The sequence below is a fragment of the Roseibacillus persicicus genome (genome assembly GCF_014651675.1).
Classification (GTDB): Bacteria; Verrucomicrobiota; Verrucomicrobiia; order Verrucomicrobiales; family Akkermansiaceae; genus Roseibacillus; species Roseibacillus persicicus.
Genome location: NZ_BMXI01000012.1, coordinates 1 through 23,742 on the forward strand (window position 1 = coordinate 1; position 23,742 = coordinate 23,742).

The window sequence follows — 23,742 nt, forward strand, 5'->3', positions numbered from 1 at the left end:
GTTCTCCCCGAACCCTTACTCATCAAGGACCCGTTTTGACGAATTTCTTCAAAAAATCACCAAAAGCATTCAAGACAACTCTATGCAACTCGCCTATCTTGGCAGACTAAACCCTCAGAAAAGCCTTTCTCCATCCCATCGAGCCAAGCCTTGGACTTGGCTTGCTCGCAAGAGGCTTCCCTGAACTAGAAGCATAGAACGGACCAAACCCCAAAAAACCATGAAAAAAACGATATTAGCGCTTACGGCGTCTTTCGCAGCAACCATCTGCTTGTTTGCTCAGACAGATTACACTTGGACCGGAGCAGCCGATCCTGCGGACGGTGATTGGAACAATCCCGCCAACTGGGACGCAAACGGCGTCCCTGTCGACGATGCTCCCGGCGGAGCATTGAGCGTAACGCCAGGAAGCAACATCATCTTCAGCCCGACGGCGACAGCTTATCCCACGGTCAATGTTCCCACCATGGGCGGCAGCTACTCTGGTGACGCCACAGGACAGACTGCAATCTACGACAGTCCCTCCTATATTTTCCACACCCCCGGAACCTTTACTCTCCCGTCTCAAAACACTTGGTGGACCAACCTGAACCCGACCACCCGCGACATCATCGTTGTGGGAGACGGCGTCGGCCCGGCGGAAGAAGTGAACGTCACTATCGATGGCCTTGGCCAGCTTGGGCGCCATGGCGATGGTGTGGTCAATTCGATCCGGGTGCGGCCAGACGGCACTCTCACCCTCCAGCCTGCAAGCGGCACGAACCTGGCTTGGGCTCGATCGAATCGAGTCACCCAGATGTATATCGATAACGCCCCGGTGGTCGTTACCTCTCCCGTCTCTGACCTCGACATTGCCAATTGTTTCATTCACTTCGAAACGATTGGCGGCTCCTTCACTGCTCCGTTTGGTGGAGATATTGGAGCGGACATTGTGGCAGTGGAATCTCTTTTTGGAGATGACTTCACAGCAGCCTCCGGAGTCAGCCTCGAGGCAACCGACAATTTGGACGGGACCTTTACGGTCACTGCTGTGACCCCTCCAGTAGTTGAACGTAATTTTTGGACCGGGATCAATGGCAACGATTGGGATACCAGCACGACTGCCAACTTCACCTTGAATTCTCCGTCCGAAGCCTTGATCTCAGGGACTTTCGCCGACGTAATTGCGGGCTCGGGAGTTCCCACCTTTGCCGATACCTACGCCGCCGGAGGTTCAACCCCGGCAGTTGCCACAGCGACCGTCAATATTCCTGCCGGCCAAGTCGTTGAGGCTGGCCTCATCGAGTTCATCAACGTGTCGGTCCCCTACGTGGTCGCCAGCAACGACGCGGTAGGGATCAGCGATCCCGATGCTTCCGAAGATACCTTTGTTGATATCTCGGCAGGCGGAACCGTGACTTTGCTTGGACAGCATGAATACTTTGGCGACACCACTCTCTCAAACGGCAGCACTCTAATCCTGGGAAACAGCACCGCCGTGGGAGAACTGCTCAATAGTCCAGTCGCCATTCTCACCGATAGTAACGTTATTTACGATACCTCTGCGGCTACCGAGACGGTAATCATTTCGACTGCATCCATCTACTCGGGTTCGGGAGATTTCGAGAAAATCGGTGCAGGCACTCTAGCGTTCGATAGCTTTGCAGGCTACTCCGGTAGCACGACTATCACCGAAGGGACTTTGGTCATGAACGCCAACTCCAACTCGTCATCGTTCGATATCGCCAGTGGCAGCACTTTGGAAATTGGGGTTGCGGGCGGAACCACCAGCTTCCCGACGTCGACCTTTACGGGATCGGGCACTATCCGAAAAACCGGAGAGGGAACGATTCGCTGGGGAAAAGAGGTTGGCACTTTCAACCTCAATGAAGACGCTCTGATCGATGTGCAGGGGGGCACCTTCATTGGTGGCTCAAATGCCAACGAAAACTGGGCGAACAATCTTTGCGACCTGAACCTTGCCGCAGGTGCTCTTTTCGCCGGAACCGAGGCCAACGTTGTCTTCGACACCCTTACCGGTGAAGGAACCTTCAGAACCGGCTTCGAAGCGGCAGGCTACGTGCAAGCCACGATCGGAGTGTCCAATGGAGACGCGACCTTTAATGGTGCTATCATTGACACCCCTTCATCCGGCACCGAAGTCCTTCGCACAGGCAATATCCGTAAAATCGGAACCGGGACGCAAATCCTCGCCGGGGAGAATACCTACACTGGTAACACCGTGATTGAAGATGGAACCCTGACCTTCACCAGCACGACGAGCAGTCTCATCTTCGCCCCCGGTGCCAACAACGTCAGCAATGCCGTTTTGGGAGGCGAGCTCACGAGTGGAGCGGTCAATTTGGATGGAAAGATTCTCTTCGACCTCTCAGGGGCCGAAAAGATTGATGGCAACAGTTGGGTGATCGTGGAAAACGAATTCCTCGACGAAACCTATGGAGCCACCTTCTCGGTGGGAGCTCTGGGTGGACCTGACTTCGTCGAAAGTCCTGCTGACTCGGGAGTATGGGTCTACGATACTGCTGATGCCGACTCGACTGTATGGACCTTCCAAGAAGGCACCGGCCTTCTAACAGTCGAATCGACTTTCGAAGGTTTCTCCTACGCCACTTGGGCCGCGGACTTCCCCTCTCTGGATGGAACCAGCCCAGAAGATGATAGTGATGGAGACGGAATCGCCAATGTTCTGGAATACGTTCTGAACGGTGATCCCGAGGTTGCTGATACGTCCATTCTTCCGACCTATGACATCTCAGGAGCTGACCTTGTCTTTTCCTTTGACCGCTTGGAAATTTCCGACATGGATGTCGACCTCCTCTTCCAATACAGCACTGATTTGCAACCCGACAATTGGACCGATGTTTTTGTCAGTGGTGTTGCTGACCCTGAGGTAACGGTCGGAGAGGCAGTCGATGGAGTTCAGGCCATCTCGGTCGCCATTAGCAAGACGCTCGGCGAACCCGACGGAAAGCTCTTCGTGCGCCTCAATGCGACCTTGCTCGAATAGAGATTAATCCGGAGGGTCACTCGAACTCTCTTGTTTTCGCAGAAATCCGCGAGCCGCTTTCCTTCGGGATTGCGGCTCGTTTTTTTTTCACCTTCAGGCTAACAACAGAAAAGAGCCAAAGGACTTCTTATTCGATCTTCCTCAAGAGCGCGGCCCAATTCAGACTTTCCCTTGCGGGGTCATACTGCTCTTTCTTGAGGCTGACCGCTCTCTTGAGTTCCTGATAGAAGCCCTGATCGCTCTCGGCCTTTGCCATAAGCTTGGACAAGCCCACAAGATCGTGGGGCTCGAAATATCCCGGATAGTCTTCACCGAGCAATCCAACCACCCCGTCAATCCGAGTTGCAAGAATGGGTGTGCCTGCCACCACCGCTTCGCCAACTACTGCCGGGCCGCCTTCCGAAGTCGAGCTGAGAACCATTAGATCACTTTCACTAATGAGCCGTTGCGCTTCGACTCTTCCCAATTCGCCCAACCATTGATAACGGGGATTGAGAAATCTCTCATCCTCAATCTCGCGGAGAAACCTCTCTTCCAATATAGCGCCCGCTTGCCGAATCTGAATCGCAGACTCGAAGTCGAGAAGCCTGGAGGCCAACGCGGTGAGCATCGGGTCCTTTTCTTCGCGGAAATGACCGACCACGCAAACCTGAAAGCCCGACCTCTCTCCCCGTTCCCCAGCTTCAGGTAGAGGCCTCACGCTTTGGATGATGACCTCTGTCTTTTTCTGAAATTCAGGCGAAAGCACGGCCTTTGCTCTTTCCTGCAATACGACTATTCGATCGGCCCACGTGAGAGCCTGGTTCCACTCCTCCGAATCCCGGCGATTGAGATCTGTGCCAGTAACTACCACGACGAGCTTGCCCTGTCCGGACCGATGAAAGCGCGAGATGGCCGGAAAGCTCTTTACCGCATTCAAGGCAATCAACACCTCGCAATCTGCCAACCCATCCGCAGGCAAGAGCTCGACGCGATGGCCTTGATTGGCTAAAAACTTAAGCAAGCGCTGAGCGGTGCGCAAATTCCCGGTTCCTATGCCATGGTTGGGAGGAATTGTGATGCCGATGTGCCGGGGTGGAGAACTAATCATTGCAATTGGGGCAAACACCGTAGATCTCAAGTTCGTGATACAATTGGGTGTATCCACTTGTTTTGGCGACTTCGTTCTCCAGCTCCCTCACCGGACAGTCAACTTTGAGCAGCTCCACCGAACCACACTCTTTGCAAATCAGGTAGTCGTGATGTCCGCCGGGCATTGCCAGAGTGAAAAATGCCGCGCGCTCGTGCAGCCCCAGACGGCGGACCAATCCATGCTCCCCCAGACGATTCAAAAGACGGAAGAGTGTCGTGCGGTCACAAATTCCCGCAACCGAGGGCACCTTCTCCAACTCGGACAACGGCATGGGGGTCCCCGCAGCAGCCATCGCTTCAACGACGGCCTCCAAGGCCTTGGTTTTCCTCAACCCTGATTCCTTGGCTCTCGCCAGAATAGTATCAGCGCAGACATAGTGCCCGTGTTCGCAGCGGTCCATGCCAGAGAGTTGGCTCGGAACGCCCTCATTTCAACACAGAAGGATCTGTTGCGGTCGAATCATGTCACGATTCCCCTCGAATGGGACCGAACTGATAGCGCTTTTCCCGCACCTCCACATTGGGCGGCACTTTCTTTTCCTCAAACCAGTCGTAACCGGATTGCAGCTCTTTCCAAAAGGATTCCCACCGGTGCCCTTCAGCACGCTTCATCCTCTCGACGCTCATCCGGAAGGGAAAACAATGAACTCGGAAAAAAGGTTGCCCGTTTTTCAAAGCCGCATTGCACAGGGTATAGATCTCCTCAATCTTCTCATCAGTCATCGCGAAACAGCCAATGGACTGGCGGTCACCATGAACCATGATGAAAGTCCCCGTCCGTCCGTGGGCCCGGTCATAGGCATTGGGATACCCAATATTAAATGACAGGTGGAACGCGCTTCGTGGATTCATCGCGGAGGAAGGGACGAAGTAAAAGCCTTCCGGAGCCTGTCGATCGCCCTCCGCGAGCTTGGGGCCAAGTTCGCCCGACATCGCCGCGATGGGATAAGTGCGAAAAAGCTGATAGAGGTCACCCTTTTTCAACCAGAGCTCCAATTCCCGCTCCTCCTTGAAGACGCGGATGAAAACCGGACTCCCCATCGAAAGGCCAGCCCCCTCCAGGTTCTCACTGAGGGTTGGCCCCACCCGCAATGCAACCTTCGCAGCCCGATCCTCATCACCATTCACAGCCGCCAGAGTGGCGAGGCAAAGCACAAAGCCAAGCACAACCCTTTTCAGCAACCTCTTTCCCATCATTCCTGAACTATAGCGCTTGATTGGGGGCTTCGTAAATCCCTCTCTCTGTCGCCAGGTTCCGACCACTTCTAGTGCTGGCAGATTCCAATCTCGTCGAAACCTTCGCCCCGGAGACAGTTGAGCACATCCATAAAGCGCTGGTAGTCCGCTCCCTGCGCCACGTCGAGTTCGACCGTTTGGTTAGCCACCCGCAAAAGCGCGAGATGCTCAGCCAAACGCGGAAGCTCGCGCCCATCGCTGGTCGCACCCACCTCTTCAGCGAAAGGCTGGCCCGCATGCAAAATCACCCGGTTGTCACTTTCGATTCGGACTTCGATAGGAGCCAACTCGCTCGCAAGTCCGCTACCCGGCAAGGTCAGGGGCATATCCTGCTCTTTGGCAAACAAAGTGGTAGTCACCAAAAAATAAATCAGTAGCAAAAAACTGATATCCACCAACGAACTGACATCCACTCGCGGTTGCGCTAAAATTTCTCCGATTTCTTTCCTTCTTCTCATACCTGGAAACAACGGCCAGGCGGGAACAAGAATTAGAAAGAATTTCGCTACCCGCGTTTCAGGGCGACAAAAGCTCCTTCCAACTCCCCAACAAGATCTCCCTCGCAGAACAAACGGGCTTGCACCACCAGACGCGCTCGCCCACGCCGCTCATAGAGCTTAAGAAAACGCAGCCACGCTTCCTCGTCCACATAGGTGCAGACCGCTTCGAAATCCTTGTCGAACGGGAGAAGGTATTCCATCGAGTTACGTTGAATCACCAATTCGCAATTCAAGCCAGCTTCCCGCAAGCGCACATGCATCAGGCTCCAGGCAGCAAGAATAGCCACTGCGGATGCGCTCCCGCCAAAGACCGTTGCCTGATGATTGATATTTGGTTCGAAGAGAGCATTGAGCCGAACCTCACTGGACGAGGCCTGCAGCGCAGTCACCCCCATGGCCGCACTCAGCGGAATATGGAGATGAAGATAATTAGTCAATTCATCGACCGTTATCATTCCATCACCTCCCGCTCCCCTCGCATCGCCCCCCAAAACCAACCTATCAGCGTCCCCAATGCCGCGCCGGACAAGACATCGGTCGGCCAGTGATAATTGCCATAGATTCGCGACCAGCCCACGATGGAGGCAAAGATAAGAAGTGGAACCAGAGCCCTCCGAAACCGTAGTCCCAGTGCAATGCAACTGGCCCAGACCGCTGCCGAATGTCCACTGGGGTAACCTCTCCACCCCCCTTTGAAGGTGATCCCGCGGAAGTCATAGGCAGTTTGCGCTTCTTCACTTTTTGCTAGGGTAGAAGGACGGGGACGCCCGGAAAAGGTCTTCAGAGTTTGCACTGTCACTCCGGCCATTGCTCCCGCCAAAAAGAAAGCCAACCCAGCGCGTCGCCAGTGAACCTTCTTCTTCCAAAAGCCGTATCCGAGCAAAGCCAAGCCCCCAAAAAAATTAAACCAAAGAAAATCCGAGTAGACCCGCAACCACTTGCAAAAAGCCACAAGCCCTTCCTGATTCGGTGCGATCACCCTTTTCACATTCAGGTCAGCTCCGCTACGACCTTGAATCCAAAGCAGGAGCGGCTCGTCGAACCATCCGAATAGGAGCCAAGTCATTGCGACCCATCCTAACAGAAAGAGGAGGCCACGCTTGAACCCCGAGTTCCAACGCCAGGCAAAATCGGCCCAACAGGCCTTCCAATCTGCAGTGAATTGCGACACGGACTGAATGGAACCGATGAAACGCTCTCGCACCAGTCCAGAACGTGACAGAAGCAAGCAGGGTGACCAAAGTGACTGCTGACAAGTGGCCCCAAGCGAGTCAAACTCTGGTCGTGCGCGCCGCTATCTACCTACCCATCGCCATTCTGGCCGCTCTTTCCCTGCCTTTCCTATTCTCCGACCTCGACCTCGCGCTTCAGGAGCCTTTTTACGGAGGTGACAATCGATGGCCGGTTGGCGATTCCCCCATTTGGCGTTTCTTTTACACCATCGGTCCCGTCCCAGCCATTCTGCTCGGGGTCGTCTCCATCTTCACCCTCATGCTAGGCTTTGGAAATCAGAGCTTGGCAAAATACCGAAAGCTCAGCGCTTACTTCTTCTTCGTATTACTCATTGGGGCCGGTCTCATTACCAACTCCATATTGAAGGACCAGTGGGGGCGCCCCCGCCCCAAGCAAGTGACCGCTTTCGACGGAACAGAAAGCTTCGAGCGACTGCTCCACTACGAACCCGAATCAACAGGAAAGTCTTTTCCCTGTGGCCATGCCACCGTCGGATTTTACTTCTTGGCCCTGGTTCCCCTCTTGAAAGGTCGGCGTCGGTGGTGGGCTCTCATTCTCTCGCTTTTGTTGGGCCTCCTCATCGGCATTGCAAGGATGACCCAAGGAGGGCATTTTGCCTCCGACGTCATCTGGGCCGCCGCAGTGATGTGGTTCACTTCGCTGCTTTTCTACAAACTCCTTCGACTTGACCAATCCCTCTACTGGCAAGCAAAAGAAGGGACCAAGCCCCTGCCCAAATGGGTTCGCTGGGCTTCCGCTCCGGTCGTGGTCTTGATTCTTGCTCTGGTTGGAACCATTTGGCCCTACGACAAAAGACTCACCGCAACCCCAGACGACCTCCCGCCTCTGGAAGAATTGCGTTTGGATTTCAATGGAGAGGACATTCTTGAAATCGTGCCGGGCAAAGAGTTTTCCATCACAAGCTTCACCGATGGTCATCGCGCGCCCAAGAGCCGGCTGCGGGCAAGCAGCACCTTCACCGACGGTCCACCCACCATCCGCGTCGACTATCGACGGGAGGGCTTTTTCTCCGAGCTCAATGTTCGCACCGTCGTTACGGTGCCCGAGGGGCTTTCCTTAACGATCGTAGGGAGCGAAGAACTGACTCGTCTTGTTCTTCCCAAAGAAGGAATCGAGCCCCAGCTGGAGCTCTCCCCGGAGACCAAGGTCCTGAAGCGCTAAAGTCAGTTCCGCAAAGACAACTTCCCCTCTTGCCCAATTTGGCAGGGAATCCCATAGTCCGCCCCGTCCAAGGTCATGCATTACTTCTCATTTCACGATAACGCCCTTCACGCGGAACAAGTGTCTCTCGTCGAGATTGCCGAGCAACAAGGCACTCCGACTTTCGTCTACTCAGCCAACACCATCCGCGAGCACTACAAGCGCCTCGATGACGCCTTGGCCCCGATCGACCATGAAGTGGCCTATGCCGTTAAAGCCAATTCCAATGTGGCGGTTCTGTCCCTTCTCAATGAGATGGGAGCATCCTTCGATATCGTATCGGGAGGTGAGCTCTACCGCGTGGTGAAAGCCGGTGGAGATCCGGCCAAATGCACCTTCGCCGGAGTCGGAAAAACCCGGGAAGAGATCGAGTATGCGCTGGAACTTGGCATCCACGCTTTCAACGTGGAGTCGGAGGCAGAACTCAACTTCATCAACAAGGTCGCCGGGGAGATGGGAAAGACCGCGCCAGTCTCCATCCGGGTCAATCCCAATGTGGACGCCAAGACCCATAAATACATTTCGACCGGCAAGTCGGAGAACAAGTTCGGCATCGACTTCGATGTGATCGCCGACGTCTTCGAGCGGGCCTCGAAGATGGAACACGTTCAGCTGAAGGGACTCCAGATGCACATCGGTTCCCAACTCACGACCGTGCAACCGTTCCGTGATGCCGTGACCAAGGTCGCCCCGCTCGCAGCCGATTTGAAGGAAAAGTATGGTATCGAATTCTTCTCCATCGGAGGGGGAATCGGCATCATCTACGACCCCGCGCTGGAGTCCGGCAGCCCCGATTGGTGGGATGCGAACCACCCGGAGGATATGCCTCTCACCACCGAGAAGTATGCCTCGGAACTCATCCCCATCCTCAAACCGCTGGGTCTGAAAATCCTTCTTGAGCCCGGTCGCTACATCGTGGGCAATGCCGGCGTGATGATCACCCGCTGCCTCTATGAAAAGCGCGGCAAGGCCAAGACCTTCAAAATTGTCGATGCTGGCATGAACGACTTGATTCGTCCCGCGCTTTATCAGGGCTACCACGAGATTGTTCCCCTAACCCAAGGCGGTCCGCGTAGCACGGTGAAGACCGATGTCGTGGGACCAGTCTGCGAAACCGGAGACTTCTTTTGCCAAGATCGTGAGCTCCCAGACTTCGAGGAAGGAGAGCTTCTCGCACTCATGTCCGCAGGTGCCTACGGTGCGGTGATGGGCTCGACCTACAACTCGCGCCCCCTTCCCACCGAGGTTCTCGTAGACGGCGATCAGGCAACCGTGATTCGCAAGCGCCAGACCATGGACGACATTCTGGCGCAGGAGATTTTTTAACCGGATATCCCGTTTATTCGAACGCTTCAGGACAAAGCGCTCTTCCCTGCAATTTGGGGAAAGAGCGCGCCTCTCTCTTTCATACTCGTGGCAGCCTTGAAGCCTGAACTGGCCTACCGGCAGCGCCGATTGACTTGTTTGACTGAAAGCAATCTCCGTTATTGGAAGAACCCGGGCACCCCATTCGAGAGAGCGCGAACCAGTTGACTTGATTTTATTGAACCAAGATCCCTACAAAGGTCCCAAGTCACTCGCTGAGTCGACCGATGCCCGGAGAGACAGGCAAAAGAGAGCCAGAATCAAAAGTAGAGTCCTGTTCGTCGGTTCCTACATCACGGCTTTACTAGTCATAGAGCACCGTTTTTTTCTGCGAATCGGTCCTGTGAAATCTGCTGACTCACCGAGTGTTTTCGCAAGCACTTTTGTTCTCTTGCTGCTTTGGATTTTTGGTCGGATTCGAATCGGCCTTTTTCGAAGATGATCGCCGCATTGAAAATCCGACACCGCCGCCGCAGGCACCGGCCCGTCAGCCCGTTCCTCGAGATTCCATCAGTTCCTTCTAACAAGGGGGTCTCGAATCACATGAGAAAGGCTAACTCGAAGTCTTGGCGACCTTGGCAACGTAGTTGTTCATCGCCTCTTGAGCCTTTCCTATCTCAACCGCCAACTTCAGCTGGGTTCGGGCCCGGTCCAAATTTTGCCCTTCGCGTTTGACTTTGAAATACTGGTCCCCGTTGAGGTAATCTGTTAGGAAACGCATTCCCAATTCGAGAGCTATTAATTTGCCCGAAAAGGGAAGGAGCTTCACCTCCTCATCGGTCAGAACATCGCGCGCCGACTCGAGGTAGCCTTCTACCAGCGCCTCGAAGATTGGCATTCTCATCTCAACTTTGGACAAGTCCCGCTCGTCTTCGGCAGCCGGATTAGTCGCAGTTCTTACCAGATCGCCAAAGTCGTAGAGTGAGACCCCCGGCATCACCGTATCGAGATCGATTACACACATGGCTTCATCCGAATCGACATCGAAGAGTACGTTATTAATCTTGGTATCGTTATGGGTCACGCGAATTGGCAACTTTCCATTCTCCACCATTCCGGCAATCAAGCTCATCTCCGCCGACATTCCGGCCACAAGATCCAACTCCGCCTGAACCTCGTGGACTCTGCCCGCGAGGTCCGCCTCCACTGCCTCCAGCAAGCGACGATGACGACGGGGCGTGTTGTGAAAATCCGGAATCACCTCGACGATATCCTCGGGTGAAAGGTCACTAACCAAATCTTGAAAAGCTCCAAAGGCATGACCAGCCTGATAAGCCTGCCGGGTGTTCTCGACAACATCATAGGTCCGACACCCTTCGATATAGTTATAGCAACGCCAAATTCCTCCCCCGGGCCCTTTCACAAAACTATTGCCTCCCCGACCGGGGTAGAGATTGAGGGTGTGACCGCCGAAGTCTTTCTTCACCCGAAGGACCTTCCAATTGATATGTCTGGTGACGCATTCCACATTGCGCATCACCACCAGCGGATCACCAAAGACCGATTCGTTGATTCGCTGCAGGATGAAGCGAATCCTTTCTCCATCTTCCTTCTCATAGCTGGCCAACCAAGTTGAATTGATAAGACCAGTTTCGACCTCCTCCGCGCCTAAGAATTCGCCCTCAATCGCAAACAGATCTGCAATCTCTCCAATTTGTTCTTCGGCCGCTTCACTCACTAAAGAGAAGATTACCAACACTTTTGAAAGAATCACAACTACCAAGAGCGTCGTAAAAACGATGGTTTCGAAGGAGAGCAGGACACCAAAGGGCGTTTTCTCTCGTTTTCGGCTATTTTGGTTGCTAAGTCGGGACCATGCACCTGCCAAATCGTCCATTTTCTTACCGGGAGACGCCCGAGGACTTGGCAGCTCTGCGGAGTTTACTGGAAAACCACGCAATTCCGTTTCTTGGCAAGAACCTCCCCAGCCAGCGCCACATTCTGAACCTCGCTTGCGGCCGCTCGGATGAGACTGGCCTTTTGGCCGATCTCTTTGCCGACCCATTTGGCGAAACCCAGTTCACCGGAATTGATATTCGGGCTGCGGAATTGGACGAGGCTTCCGCCAGATGGTCAGCCCAAAACCAGTCGTCCTCCAAACTGAGAGCGAACTTTCTCAACTTGGATGCCTCAAAGCTGCCACTACTGAAGGAAATTCCCAGTCCTACTCATCTGGCCTTTTTCCGGCACCAGAATTTCTGGAACGGGCCTCAACTTTGGACTTCTCTCTTCGACCACGCCTTGCACCAACTCGACCCCGAAGGCTTGCTCATCATCACCTCCTATTTCGACAAGGAACACCTTCTAGCCCTCAGTGCGATGGAATCTCTGGGGGCGCATTTGCTAACAACGGTCAGGAATCCCCAATCCCGTCCCGTGATTCAAACCGAAGGAAAGTCCGTCGATCGACATCTCGCGGTCTTTGCCCTCAATCCAAGGCCCGGGACCCAGCGCATTATCGTCCCATCCCGCTAACGGTGTCCGAACGGAAGAAGAGCTTTGAAGAAAGTCCCAAGTCCACCCCCCTTTTCCGGACGTTCTTCGTCAAGAATCTGGGCATAGCGAATCAAACCTAGTGCGGTGGAATACTGCGGGTCCTTGAAGTAAGCGTGAACTCCACTGACCTCGGGACGCTCGGGACGATAGACAGGAAGACCAAAGACCTCGCAGGCAAGCTCACCGATTCCATTCATCAGGCTGGTTCCTCCTGTTAGAAAGACTCCCGTCCCCACATTCTCTTTCCATCCTTCGGGCAGCTTGCCTCGAACAATCTCGAAGGTTTCTTCCAAACGCCACCGCGCCACATCGTTGAGTTCCTGCCGTTGGACTTCCACATCGGGGAAACCTTTGTCGTCCGTGACCTTCACTGTGCCGACAGACTTGGCCGGATCGCCCGAGACATCGGCCTCGGTCACCTTGAGTTTTTCCGACTTGGAAAGTGGCACATGAGTGACCAGGTGAATGTCATTTGTGATGTGATCTCCACCCACCGGAACACAGCCCGAGGCAGCAATCGCACCATCGATATAGAGAATATAATCCGTCGTTCCGCCCCCGATATCAATAACCATCGCGCCCGCTTCCTTGCGGGCTTTGGTTAGAGCAATTTGAGCCGAAGCCACTGGAGCAAAGACCACGTCATCGACATCTAGCGGTGTCTCGCGAACACATTTGATGGAATTTTGAATTCGGGTCTCCATCCCGTGCACGATGTGGAAGTCAGCCTCCAAGGTCCGGCCAATCAGCCCCACGGGACTATTCGCATGCTGTTGCCCATCAAGGCTAAAATGACGAACAAGATTATGGAGGTAAACATGCTCCACAGGCAGCTGCATGTCGGCGGCAATCTCTTTGACCTCCTCGACGTGCTCCAATGAAACTTCCTTCTCGTTATCGGGCAAACGAAACGTTCCCACGTTGTTCACGCCCTGAATGTGGCTACCGGTCACCGCGAGGAAAACGCTGTTGATTTCGACATCACTGGCATCTTCAGCCTCTAGCAGAGCGGACTTCACGCAAGCCTTGACCTGCAGGAAATCTGCGATTTCCCCTTTGCGCACTCCAGCCGAACGGCCTTCGCCTACTCCTAGAATCTTGACGGAGCCATCCGGCTTCACCTCCGCCACGACCATACAGGTCTTGGTGGTTCCAATTTCCAATCCAACGTGAATACGGGTCTTTGCCATGTCTTTAACTGCGGGTCAAAATTGCTTCCAAACTGCTCTCCAGAGGTGAGCCCGGTGCTTCGAGATTCCCCCCCGCATGCGCAAAAACAACCGGAATGTTGCGCTCAGGAATCAGGTTCACCCGCTCCACTCCCCGGGAAGTTTTGCGAGCGTGGTCGAGAATGAGAAGGAGGTCCTCCAATTGACGTTCATGTTCATAGAGCCCGAAGGTCACTACTGTTCCCGTGTGGGTTTTCGCCATCAACGAAAAGTCATTGCGCAACCCAATGGCGGGAAGACTCCAGCCCGCTTCTGCAAGATAGCGCTTGGAAAGCTTGACCAACTCCAGCGCGCGCAGGAACTCGCGGCCTTTCACCTTCTGACCCGAAACAAAATCATCTTTTCCGCGATCACCCGTGGTGATTACTGGCAGGTCGTTGACAACCTCCATCATCGCGCGGGAGGGCTGGAAGCAGTAGCCGTCGGCATCCACCAGCATTCCGTGATCGTAGTTTCGCCCAATAATACGCTGGCGGGGAGACTCCACCCAAGCCACCGGTTCGCGTTCCTCCACCCGGATGCGGAGAACGTCAGGCAGGCGGCGGGTGGCGCGCACTCTTTTAACTTCCGGCAACGCGGCCAACTGATTTTCCACTTCGCCCAATTGAAAGGCGAAGATGCTTGCGCGGGGATCCAAACCGGTCACCTCCGCCAAACGGGCATGGTCGACCAGGCGGGGCATTTCTTCCCCCTCCCATTGCCAGAGCTCAACTCTTTTGAGCGCAAACTCTTCGCTATCCAGAAAGACCTTCTGCAGGGTGGACTTCCCGATCACCACTCCTACCCCCAGAACAGCGAGAAAGACCAGCCATTTGGCAGCCCGCCAAGTGCCGGCCTTGGTGCGACACCACATCACCCGACCGCTGGACGCGCGCAAGTTGACTGTCCTCGGCCCGGAGGCTTGCTTTCTAACTTTGCTGGTTCGTTTGCGTGACATGGATGGCTCAGGCTTTCACCCCACGCTGTTGCCAGGATAACTCCGAGATGCGACGGCACAGGCCACCGAAAGAATAGCCCGCAGCCTTTGCGCCCATAGGCAAAAGGCTGCTCGCGGTCATTCCAGGAATAGTATTGGCTTCCAAAACGTAAGGATTACCTAAGTAATTTAACAGAACATCTACCCGCGAGTAAACTCCAATTCCTAACGATTCGTGCGCTTTCAAAGCCGCTGCCTGAACAATCGCTGTCTCTTCGGGCGAAATCTCGGCTGGGCAGATATAGTTGCTGGCGTTCTTTTGCCCACTCAACCAAGTGTATTTGGTCGCAAAGTCGTAACTTCCTCCATCCGGCGGGATGATCTCGACGACGGGAAGAGCCACGCCATCCAGGACCCCGACCGTCAACTCTCGTCCCTCCACAAACTCCTCAATTAGCAAATCATCACAAAATTTCGCGCCCCGCTCGATTGCCGGAAGAGCCTCCGCCTGCTCCTTCACAATCTCAATCCCAACGCTGCTGCCTTCCCGAGGGGGCTTCACTACGAAGGGCACCGGGATTGAGGGTAATTTCGCCCCTCCGGAAACATCCAGAATTTCGGAACGAGGAGTTGGCACCTCCTTCTCGAGGAAAACCGCTTTGCTCAGGGCCTTGTCAAAGGCAATCCGGCTGTCTTCCACCCCCGCTCCCGTGTAGGGCACGCCCAGACTTTCCAAATAGGCCTGCAGTTCGCCGTCTTCGCCGAAAGTCCCGTGGATGACGTTGAATACCAGTCCAGTGTTTTCAGGCAAAGCGGGAGTAGTATCAGTCACATCCACCCCGACTGCGGTGAGCCCTTCCTCCTGCAAAGCTTGTAAGACGGCTTTGCCAGAAGCCAAGGAGACTTCCCGTTCGGAACCTGGTCCGCCCATCAAAACCGCAATCAAAATCGACTCATCCATAACGCGGCGCAATTCTCCCCCGACCTTGCGCCAAGTCGAGTCCTAAGGGGTTCTTAATTTGTTCACCGTGAAGCACAAGCCTCCTCTGTTCCTCACGCCAGAATGTCCTCAACGACTTTCGCCGGCTCGACCCCCGACAACTTAAAGTCCAGTCCTTGAAACTTGTAGGTGTAACGCGCATCATCGATCCCGCAAAGACGCAGCATGGTGGCATGCAAATCGTGGACGCTCACCGGATTCTCCGCGACTCCGTAGCCAAGCTCATCTGTAGCACCGTAGCTCATCCCACTCTTCACTCCTCCACCCGCCAATACGATGGAGAATGCGTTGATGTGATGGTCACGCCCGCTGCCCTGCCCCATCGGAGTCCGACCAAACTCTCCTCCCCAAATCACCAAAGTGTCCTCAAGCATGCCTCGCTCTTTGAGGTCTTTGATGAGTGCTGCCGAAGCTTGATCGCTGGATTTGGCCGATACCTTCATCTGCTTTTCGATTCCCCCATGGTGGTCCCAACCACGGTGATAGAGCTGAACAAAGCGCACTCCCCGCTCGAGCATGCGACGCGCCAGGAGGCAGTTCGAAGCGAAAGAGCCATCCCCGGGCTGCTCGAGACCATACATGTCGAGAGTCGATTGCGACTCGCCGCTCATATCCGTGAGTTCAGGAACTGAACTTTGCATCCGAAAGGCCATCTCGTATTGAGAGATGCGGGTATCAATTTCCGGATCAACTCGCGATGAGCGCAGATGCTGGTTGAGCTTTTGAATCTCATCAATCAGCTGTCGCTGGGTCGATTGGCAGACCCCTTCCGGATTCCCCACAAAGTGAACGGCATTCCCTTTCGACTGGAACTGGATTCCCTGAAACTTGCTAGGCAAAAATCCCGAGGACCATTGCCGGGAGGAAATGGGCTGAGCCGAATTGCCTTGTCCCGGGTGAGAGACCAAGACCACGTAACCCGGCAATTCTTCCGTCTCCGCCCCCAGGCCATAGAGCATCCAGGATCCCATGGAAGGACGCCCCTTCACAATCGAACCTGTGTTGAAAAATGCGTGAGCTGGATCGTGATTGATCTGCTCGGTCTTCATCGAGTTGATGATGCAAAGATCATCCGCCACCCCTGCGAGATGCGGAAACAAATCGGAGATCCAAAGACCGGATTGTCCGTGTTGGGAAAAGCCCGCAACAGCTCCCCGGGCCGTCAACTTTTTCCCCTGTAACTGCGCCAACTGCTGACCGGCGGTGAAAGACTCGGGAAAGGGCTGCCCATCGAGTTTAGTGAGCTCGGGTTTGTGGTCAAAGGTCTCCAGATGCGAAGGACCTCCCGCCATACAGAGGTGAATCACTCGCTTCGCCTTTGGCGCATAGTGGAGAACATTGTCATAGGTTCCCGGCCAAGGCGTTTGAGAGGCGTTTGTGCGCGCCACAAGCGAAGCCAACGCCATTCCTCCGATACCTGCGAATGAACGGTCGAGAAAGGTCCGGCGATTGATTGAAAGAGCGTGTTCTGGGGTAAACAACATAAGATAAAAAGATTCGGGTTCTGAAATACTAGAAATCTAGTATCGGGTAATTGTTTCGTGCAAATTGAGGATGAGTCGGGAGACTTGGAACCAAGGTGAAAGCTCACTCTCTCCTTCTCGGATCGAGTCCAGGACCTTCCCGAAACTCGCCAGCTCCACCTCGTCGGGCGCTCGATTGAGCACGCGCTGGAAAAGAAACTCGATACGCTGTTGGTCACTCCCTTCGGGCAACTCTCTCGTCACCACCTCACCGAGCGCTTGGGCTGCCTCGACAAAGATAGGATCATTCAAGAGAGCGAGAGCTTGCTGCGGCGAGTTGGCCATTGGCCGGTCCGCCGCGCACTCGTCCCGCGCGGGAGCATCGAAGCTCGCCATAGTGGGATGGAGGAAGGTGCGCTGCCAATGGGCGTAGACGCTCCGCCGATGCTGCTGGAAGCTCCCGCTGGCGCGATATTTCCGGGTGGGAAAGTTCAGCGGCTCATAGTAGCCCGCTGGTTGATATGGGAAAACCGAAGGCCCACCCACGAGCCTCTGCTCGAGCAGACCGGCCACTGAAAGAGCATTGTCCCGAACAAATTCAGCGTCCAGGCGACGCCCGCCTTGCTGGGCCAGGAGCCGATTGTAGGGATCTTTTTCCAGCAAATCCTCCCGGTGAGCCGCGGCCTGGCGATAGGTGTGGGATTCGGTGATGAGCCTCACCATATGCTTCACATTCCACCCCGAATCCCGGAACTCGGCAGCCAACCAATCGAGAAGATCAGGATGGCTGGGGGGCTCGCCCTGTCCTCCAAGATCGTCCAGCACGTTGGAAAGCCCGCTTCCAAAAAACTGCTTCCAAAGCCGATTGACGAAGTGTCGAGCGGTCAAAGGGTTCTCGTCCGCAACAATCCAGTTGGCCAAGTCCAGTCGGGTCAAACGCCGATCCGAGGGAAGAGAATCAGAGGGTAAAAACGAGAGCACCGCCGGCTCCACGAGCTCGCCGGATTCATCCTGCCAATCTCCTCGATTGAGCACCCGGCTTGGGTACGCCGGCTTGTCTATCGAGTTACTCACCACGGTGCGGGTCCAACCACCACGTGCATCGCGGATGCCGGCAAGAACGTTCCCATAGCCAGCCCCCAGCTTGGCTGGAGGCGTGAAACACAAGTGGAAGGCCGCATTTTCTTGAGAAGACTCGAGGGCGGCCCGAAACTGGGGGGAAAAGGCATCGTGGCCAGGAACCGGATCGAGACGAGGGGAAAGGGAAAAACGCATTCTTCCTATATCTGCCGAAGCGATTTTCGCCCGCACTATTGCCCCCGCCGGAATTTCAATCGCTTGCTCGAGACAGAAGACGGCGGTGGCTTTCTTTCGAGTCAGGTCCGAAGGCAGCTCGAATCGAGCCGGCGCAGAAAACCAGGTGCCGTCAAAAGAGAGCGACCTCCGGTCTCCATTCGCATACTTGGCGGGTCGATCGAGGTCAGCCTGGGCGAACCGGACCTTCAAAGGACGCGCGTCCTCTCCGGGAACAAGCAGCTCAAATGATGGCGAGAGACTGAACCGCCCCGAAGCATCCCGCCCCACGTGACCAGCATTCGCCGCATCAGGCAGCGCCTCGAGCCGAATCGAGCCCAAGTTCCTTCCCTTCGGCTGCAGCTCTACCGATAGAACATCATCCTTCCTTGGACTGCCGGTTAGAAGAATCGACTGGTCATCCGGAAGAACTTTGCCCGGTGTATTCTGACTACTTTGAAAAGCCTTCGTCTCCATCACCGACCAGCCGTCTGGGTGCTTCTCCATGAAATCCTTCAGCTCAATCAGCTTCTCCTCACCCTCCTCAGGAATGCCCTGTTGAGCGAGCAACTCCACAGCCTGGGACTCAAGAAACTGAATTCGTTCCAACAGAGATGATGAGCGAGTCACAAGCTCAGGAGGGAACGGATGGTCGTTGTTGAAACCGTTCAAGTCCGGGGTCGAGCGATTGTAGTTTTGATAGACGCCCCATTGCTGCAAATCATCGAAAAATGCCGCGAGCGAGTAAAAGTCCTTCGCGCTGATGGGATCATATTTGTGGTCGTGGCATTCTGCGCATCCCGTGGTCTGCCCGAGAAAAGAGGTTCCAATGGAACGAACCCGGTCAGCGGCATACTTTTTAATATACTCCTTGGGCTGAGCTCCTCCCTCCCGCGTAACCAAGTTCAGGCGATTGTAGCCAGTCGCCACAATTTGCTCCTCAGTTGGATTGGGGAGGAGATCTCCCGCGATCTGCTCAATCACAAACTGGCTGAACGGCTTGTTGTCGTTGAAACTCTGAATCACATAATCTCGATAGGGAAAGATTCGCTGATTCTGGTCCCCGTGATAACCCACCGTGTCCGCGAAGCGAACCACATCCAGCCACGGAACCGCCATCCGTTCTCCGTAGGCTGGCGAATTCAAACTCTCCTCGATCACCTGTTCGGGGTCACTTGCGGCACCCGGCCCGGGCGGCAATCCAGTGAGGTCTAGCGAGAGCCGCCGCACGAGAGTGGCTTCGTCCGCAAGGGGCGATGGCTCGACTCCTTCTTTCTCCAAACGCCGGAAAATAAATTGATCGATGGGATTCCTCACCAGCTCCTGATGCTTTTCGACCGCAGGAACAGGAGGCCTCACAATCGGGGTGTAGGACCAATGCGCTTCATACTCCGCGCCTTCGCGAATCCACTGCTCAAGAATCTTCCGCTCTTCTTTGGTGACCTCCTTGTGAAAGTGATGCGGAGGCATCACCTCGTCTTCATCCGTGGTGTCGATGCGATGCAGAAGAACGGAATCTTCCGGCTTACCCGGCACAATGGCGTATCCTTCCCCTTCTTTCAAAGGAGCAAAGGCCCCTTCCTGCGTATCAAGCCGCAGGCCAGCCTCACGCTTTTTTCCATCGGGACCATGGCACGCGATGCACTTTTCAGAAATTATCGGTCTAATATCTCGATTGAACTGCAGTATATCTTCTTCTGCGGAAATCGTAGCCCAGCACCCGAGAGCGGAAAGAGTGGTTGTCAGTCGAAACGTCACACCCTTTATACTGAAAACCAAGGGTTTGGCTATCACTCCAATTTCATTTTAAGAGCAAAAAAACGTCACCCGTCGCCGCACTCTCTTGACGAAAAAAATCAAATACCGAAACCCGACTCATCCTAAAATAGATAGGACCGTTCGAAAAGTGGCGCCCTCCTGTTTCTCCAATCGTCAAAACGCAAGCCTCCCCAAAACGATGGCCTACCAAATTTGTGGCACTCTGACTTGTCCTGACCTTTTGAGTGCTACCGTCCTGCCTCAAAATCCCGATAAAGAGCGATCTGATCGACCCCATCCCGCCCCTCCATTTCAGGATGATCGTTCAACCATTTCCGAAAGTGAACATCCTCTCTGACAAGCTCCTCAATGCTCTTTTCAGGTTGCCGAGCCTCGACTTCGGATTCGACCACGACTTCTGCCTCTGCGCTAGAGTCCGGCTCGAGATAAGCAGGATCAAAAAACGAAACTTCCCCACACGACTCACAAAGAAAGAGCGAGAAAATCAGCTTGTTGACCATCAGTTCTCCAATCTCACCCAGAGCCCCCCAACGAGGACCTTCGTGAAATTCTCGATCTCCGGTATACTTTAACTCGGTTCCACACCTTGTGCAGTTCATCGGCAAGCAATATCAGTTCTCCCACAGGGCTAGAATTACAAACCGGCATGAAATAGTAGTCGAAGCTACGCTTCCACTTCTACTGGACACGAATGAGTAGCTCCGACCTGCTGGTTCGAAGCGACTGAAAACAGAGCACGCTCACAGGATCCGCTGCCGTGGCTCTTTTCAAGTTCCCTGAGCTCCCGACTTCGGACCCGGATCGATTCTAACCCTGCAAAAATCCCGTCAATGGGCTAGTGGCCTCGGCATTGTCGAGTTGATCGGGAAGACCCATTTCAAAGGCCATACGACCCGCTTCAGTGGCCATGGCGAACGCGCGGGCCATGCCGGAAGGGTCGCTTGCCACTGCGATTGCGGTATTGACGAGGACTGCATCAGCCCCCAGCTCCATCGCCTCGGCAGCGTGGCTGGGAACTCCCAGTCCCGCGTCGACCACGACGGGAACCGTCGCTTGCTCGACAATGATGCGCACCTGGTCACGGGTCGAGATGCCTCGATTCGACCCAATGGGCGCACCCAAAGGCATCACGGTGGCGGTTCCGACTTCCTGCAAACGCTTGGCGAGAACCGGATCAGCGTTGATGTAGGGCAAAACAACAAAGCCTTCTTTCACCAACTCTTCGGCGGCCTTCAGGGTCTCGATTGGATCGGGCAGAAGGTAATTGGGATCGGGGTGAATCTCCAGTTTGATCCACTTCGGCAAACCTGCGGCGGCCGCCAACTTGGCTAGACGAACCGCCTCGGCCGCGTCCATCGCTCCACTGGTATTGGCCAGCACGAGATACCTCTCCGGATCGACGTGTTCTAGGATATCCGCAAAGGGATCTTTCTCTCCAGTCAAATTCGCTCGACGAAGAGCCACAGTCACAATTTCGGTGCCACTCGCTTCGAGGGCATCCTTCATCGCGGAGGGCGAACCGAACTTGCCGGTTCCCAACATGAGACGTGAGCGGAACTCGCGTCCCGCAATCACCAAGGGGTCACTCATTAAAAAAAATCTAGGCTGGGATGAGGTCTTTGACCGCCTCGCGCTCTTCGAGAAGCTCGTTGATGGTGGCATCGATTTTCCCTTGGGAGAATTCATCAACCGGAACGCGTTCCACCACACTCCAGGAGCCATCGGCATTGGTGCGAATGGGCATGGAGGCGATGAGACCTTCCCGAATACCATAGGCGCCCGGCGAACAAACCGCAACCGAGTGCCAGTCGCCGGCCGGAGTTTCCGTGGTCAGGCTCGACACGGTGTCTACGACCGCATTGGCAGCAGACGCAGCCGAACTCGCGCCCCGGGCCTTGATAATCGCCGCACCACGCTGCTGCACCGTCGAGATGAACTCGCCTTCCAACCAATTCTGGTCGGTGATGACGGAGGTCAAGGGCTGACCTTTGATTTTAGCATTGGTGAAGTCAGGATACTGGGTCGCGGAGTGATTGCCCCAGATGCAGAGATTGGTCACGTCACTCGAGTGAACTCCAGCCTTGGCTGCGAGCTGGCTCTTGGCGCGATTCTCGTCGAGTCGGGTCATGGCAAAGAATTGCTCGTTGGGCACGCCGGCCGCATTGTTCATCGCGATGAGCGCGTTGGTATTGCAGGGATTACCCACCACCAAGGTGCGCACATTGGGAGCGGCCGCCTTGGCGATAGCCTGCCCTTGTCCGGTGAAAATCTTTCCATTGATACCGAGCAAATCGTTGCGCTCCATACCAGCCTTCCGAGGAACAGAACCAACGAGCAAGGCCCAGTTGGTGTCCTTGAACCCGTCTTCGAGGTCTGAGGTGCCATGGACACTGTTCAGCAGTGGGAATGCGCAATCGTCCAGCTCCATAATAACTCCTTCCAAAGCCGCCATCCCGGGCTCGATCTCGATGAGCCGGAGATTGACCGGTTGGTCGGGCCCAAACATGGAGCCGCTAGCGATACGAAATAGGAGGGCGTAACCGATTTGACCCGCTGCCCCTGTCACTGAAACTGTAATGGCTTCCTTCACCCCTTTTGAATATCCGCCCTGCTCCCTGCGGTCAATAGTCGACCGCGAAAGTCGCAAGCAACGCGAGGTCTGGCGCAGAGATTGCGCGGGCCAGCTCTGCCGACACTGATTTCCATTCCTACTTTCCTCAAGTTCCCCCATCCTCTCCCACGTGCCGCAATTGAATGGTCTTCGCGCATTTTGTGTCCTCGTCGTGATTTTTCACCACTGGACAGGAGCTTTCGTGCACTTCCGCTTCCCCTTCGAAGCGGGTGCCTTCTTTTTCTTCGTCCTCTCTGGCTTTCTCATCACCCGCATTCTGCTGCATGCAAAGGACAAGTCACAGAATCTGCCCCACACCTATCGCAACTTTATCATCCGCCGCTCCTTACGCATCTTTCCCGGCTACCTTCTGATTCTCGCCATCCACCTTCTTCTCAATCAGGCCGATGTCCGCGAGAACATCCTTTGGTATCTCTTCGGAATTGTGAATATCAACTTTGCTTTTCACGGCTGGCAGGGAGGCGCGGATCAGTTCTGGACCTTGGCGATCGAGCAACAATTCTACATTCTCTGGGGATTGGCATTGCTCTTCCTCCCGCGCAAAGGAGCCCTCCTGTTATTGTGGCTGAGCCTCTTGCTCCCGTGCCTCGCTCGCTCGCTCCCCGCCTTCGTGGGAGACAATGCGCTCTCCTCCCTCCTTCGTCCCGGGACCCTTTTCGGCCAAGATCTCACCATGACGGGCAAACTCACTTGGAACGCATTCGATTATATCGCCGCGGGTTGCATCTATGCCTATGGACGGCACGAAGGATGGACATTGCCGAAAAAACCAGCCCTCATTGTGGGGGCAATTTCAGCTTTGGTCTATCTGGTTGTTCGCACCGGCTACCTCAACGATTACTTGCCAGTTCAGGTGAAAGGGTTGCAACAGTTCTTCCTCATCATCGGCACTCTCTGGGTCGTTCATCTCGCGGCCAACGGCATCCCCGGATCGATTGGAAAGCTCCTTGAGCACCCCATCACGCAATCGATTGGCACCAAGTCCTACGGACTCTATCTCTATCACAATTTGGTGGGGGGGCTGTTCTATATGGCCTTCATTCAGCACAAGATCGGGATGGCTTGGTTTCCTGTCGTGTTTCTTGCCTGTTCAGCCCTTGTGTGGGGCTTGGCCTCCCTTTCCTGGAAGTATTTGGAAGAACCCATTTACAAAAAGAAGTCCAAGTTTCCCTACACCCGCAAACCAGATCCGAAAGCACCCCAACTCGCTCCTCGTTGAGCAAGGCGTAGCCGAAGAACGG

Annotated in this window: 20 protein-coding genes; 5 read left to right on the forward strand and 15 right to left on the reverse strand. The window is 54.9% G+C overall.

Going from position 1 to position 23,742, the window contains the following annotated elements:
• The first annotated feature begins 220 nt into the window (after positions 1–220).
• Positions 221–3,007, forward strand: coding sequence for an autotransporter-associated beta strand repeat-containing protein (locus tag IE099_RS13910; RefSeq protein ID WP_189570891.1), 2,787 nt, complete (start codon positions 221–223; stop codon positions 3,005–3,007).
• Between the two features lie 127 nt (positions 3,008–3,134).
• Here the strand turns inward: IE099_RS13910 and IE099_RS13915 are convergent, their stop codons facing one another.
• The 6 genes from IE099_RS13915 to IE099_RS13940 all read right to left on the reverse strand — a co-directional run bounded on the left by IE099_RS13915 (position 3,135) and on the right by IE099_RS13940 (position 7,045).
• Entirely contained in the window at positions 3,135–4,097 is a 963-nt protein-coding gene (locus tag IE099_RS13915; protein ID WP_189570893.1) for a glycosyltransferase, read from the reverse strand.
• Entirely contained in the window at positions 4,090–4,539 is a 450-nt protein-coding gene (locus tag IE099_RS13920; protein WP_189570895.1) for a Fur family transcriptional regulator, read from the reverse strand. Before IE099_RS13920 ends, IE099_RS13915 begins: the two co-directional genes overlap by 8 nt.
• A 64-nt stretch (positions 4,540–4,603) precedes the next feature.
• A complete protein-coding gene (locus tag IE099_RS13925) occupies positions 4,604–5,335 on the reverse strand; it encodes a L,D-transpeptidase family protein (RefSeq protein ID WP_229809523.1) in 732 nt (243 codons plus the stop codon).
• 68 nt (positions 5,336–5,403) lie between these two features.
• Positions 5,404–5,832: an ExbD/TolR family protein gene (locus IE099_RS13930; protein WP_189570897.1), complete on the reverse strand. Its 429-nt coding sequence runs from the start codon at positions 5,830–5,832 to the stop codon at positions 5,404–5,406.
• 47 nt (positions 5,833–5,879) lie between these two features.
• Positions 5,880–6,329, reverse strand: a complete 450-nt coding sequence (locus tag IE099_RS13935; RefSeq protein ID WP_189570899.1) for a YiiD C-terminal domain-containing protein — start codon at positions 6,327–6,329, stop codon at positions 5,880–5,882.
• Positions 6,326–7,045, reverse strand: coding sequence for a phosphatase PAP2 family protein (locus IE099_RS13940; RefSeq protein ID WP_189570901.1), 720 nt, complete (start codon positions 7,043–7,045; stop codon positions 6,326–6,328). The genes IE099_RS13935 and IE099_RS13940 overlap by 4 nt, the downstream gene beginning before the upstream one ends.
• Before the next feature lie 44 nt (positions 7,046–7,089).
• Between IE099_RS13940 and IE099_RS13945 the strand changes: the two genes are divergently transcribed.
• Together IE099_RS13945 and lysA are read left to right on the forward strand one after the other, a co-directional pair.
• The gene (locus IE099_RS13945) at positions 7,090–8,289 is read left to right on the forward strand and encodes a phosphatase PAP2 family protein (RefSeq protein ID WP_189570903.1); all 1,200 of its coding nucleotides are present in this window, start codon (positions 7,090–7,092) and stop codon (positions 8,287–8,289) included.
• 75 nt (positions 8,290–8,364) lie between these two features.
• Entirely contained in the window at positions 8,365–9,654 is a 1,290-nt protein-coding gene (lysA, locus tag IE099_RS13950; RefSeq protein WP_189570905.1) for a diaminopimelate decarboxylase, read from the forward strand.
• Positions 9,655–10,246: 592 nt separating this feature from the next.
• On the opposite strand, the gene IE099_RS13955 is transcribed toward lysA, so the two are convergent.
• Positions 10,247–11,371: a phosphotransferase enzyme family protein gene (locus IE099_RS13955; RefSeq protein ID WP_229809524.1), complete on the reverse strand. Its 1,125-nt coding sequence runs from the start codon at positions 11,369–11,371 to the stop codon at positions 10,247–10,249.
• 137 nt (positions 11,372–11,508) lie between these two features.
• On the opposite strand from IE099_RS13955, the gene IE099_RS13960 reads away from it, so the two are divergent.
• Positions 11,509–12,168 (forward strand): class I SAM-dependent methyltransferase, encoded by a 660-nt coding sequence (locus tag IE099_RS13960; protein WP_189570909.1) that lies wholly within the window; start codon positions 11,509–11,511, stop codon positions 12,166–12,168.
• Here the strand turns inward: IE099_RS13960 and ftsA are convergent.
• From ftsA to IE099_RS14000, 8 genes are all read right to left on the reverse strand, one after another.
• Positions 12,165–13,379 (reverse strand): cell division protein FtsA, encoded by a 1,215-nt coding sequence (gene ftsA, locus IE099_RS13965; protein ID WP_189570911.1) that lies wholly within the window; start codon positions 13,377–13,379, stop codon positions 12,165–12,167. The two genes, IE099_RS13960 and ftsA, sit on opposite strands and share 4 nt — an antisense overlap.
• A 4-nt stretch (positions 13,380–13,383) precedes the next feature.
• Positions 13,384–14,355: a cell division protein FtsQ/DivIB gene (locus tag IE099_RS13970; protein WP_189570913.1), complete on the reverse strand. Its 972-nt coding sequence runs from the start codon at positions 14,353–14,355 to the stop codon at positions 13,384–13,386.
• Positions 14,356–14,362: 7 nt separating this feature from the next.
• The gene (locus tag IE099_RS13975; RefSeq protein WP_189570915.1) at positions 14,363–15,295 is read right to left on the reverse strand and encodes a D-alanine--D-alanine ligase; all 933 of its coding nucleotides are present in this window, start codon (positions 15,293–15,295) and stop codon (positions 14,363–14,365) included.
• Positions 15,296–15,387: 92 nt separating this feature from the next.
• The gene (locus IE099_RS13980) at positions 15,388–16,818 is read right to left on the reverse strand and encodes a DUF1501 domain-containing protein (RefSeq protein WP_189570917.1); all 1,431 of its coding nucleotides are present in this window, start codon (positions 16,816–16,818) and stop codon (positions 15,388–15,390) included.
• 36 nt (positions 16,819–16,854) lie between these two features.
• The gene (locus IE099_RS13985) at positions 16,855–19,884 is read right to left on the reverse strand and encodes a PSD1 and planctomycete cytochrome C domain-containing protein (protein WP_308428525.1); all 3,030 of its coding nucleotides are present in this window, start codon (positions 19,882–19,884) and stop codon (positions 16,855–16,857) included.
• A 212-nt stretch (positions 19,885–20,096) separates the two neighbouring features.
• Positions 20,097–20,468, reverse strand: coding sequence for a hypothetical protein (locus tag IE099_RS13990; protein WP_189570921.1), 372 nt, complete (start codon positions 20,466–20,468; stop codon positions 20,097–20,099).
• A gap of 208 nt (positions 20,469–20,676) precedes the next feature.
• Positions 20,677–21,459, reverse strand: coding sequence for a thiazole synthase (locus tag IE099_RS13995; protein ID WP_189570923.1), 783 nt, complete (start codon positions 21,457–21,459; stop codon positions 20,677–20,679).
• 10 nt (positions 21,460–21,469) lie between these two features.
• Complete coding sequence (locus IE099_RS14000) at positions 21,470–22,459, reverse strand: malate dehydrogenase (RefSeq protein ID WP_229809525.1); 990 nt, start codon at positions 22,457–22,459, stop codon at positions 21,470–21,472.
• Between the two features lie 151 nt (positions 22,460–22,610).
• On the opposite strand from IE099_RS14000, the gene IE099_RS14005 reads away from it, so the two are divergent.
• Positions 22,611–23,720: an acyltransferase family protein gene (locus IE099_RS14005; RefSeq protein WP_268244923.1), complete on the forward strand. Its 1,110-nt coding sequence runs from the start codon at positions 22,611–22,613 to the stop codon at positions 23,718–23,720.
• Positions 23,721–23,742: the final 22 nt, after the last annotated feature.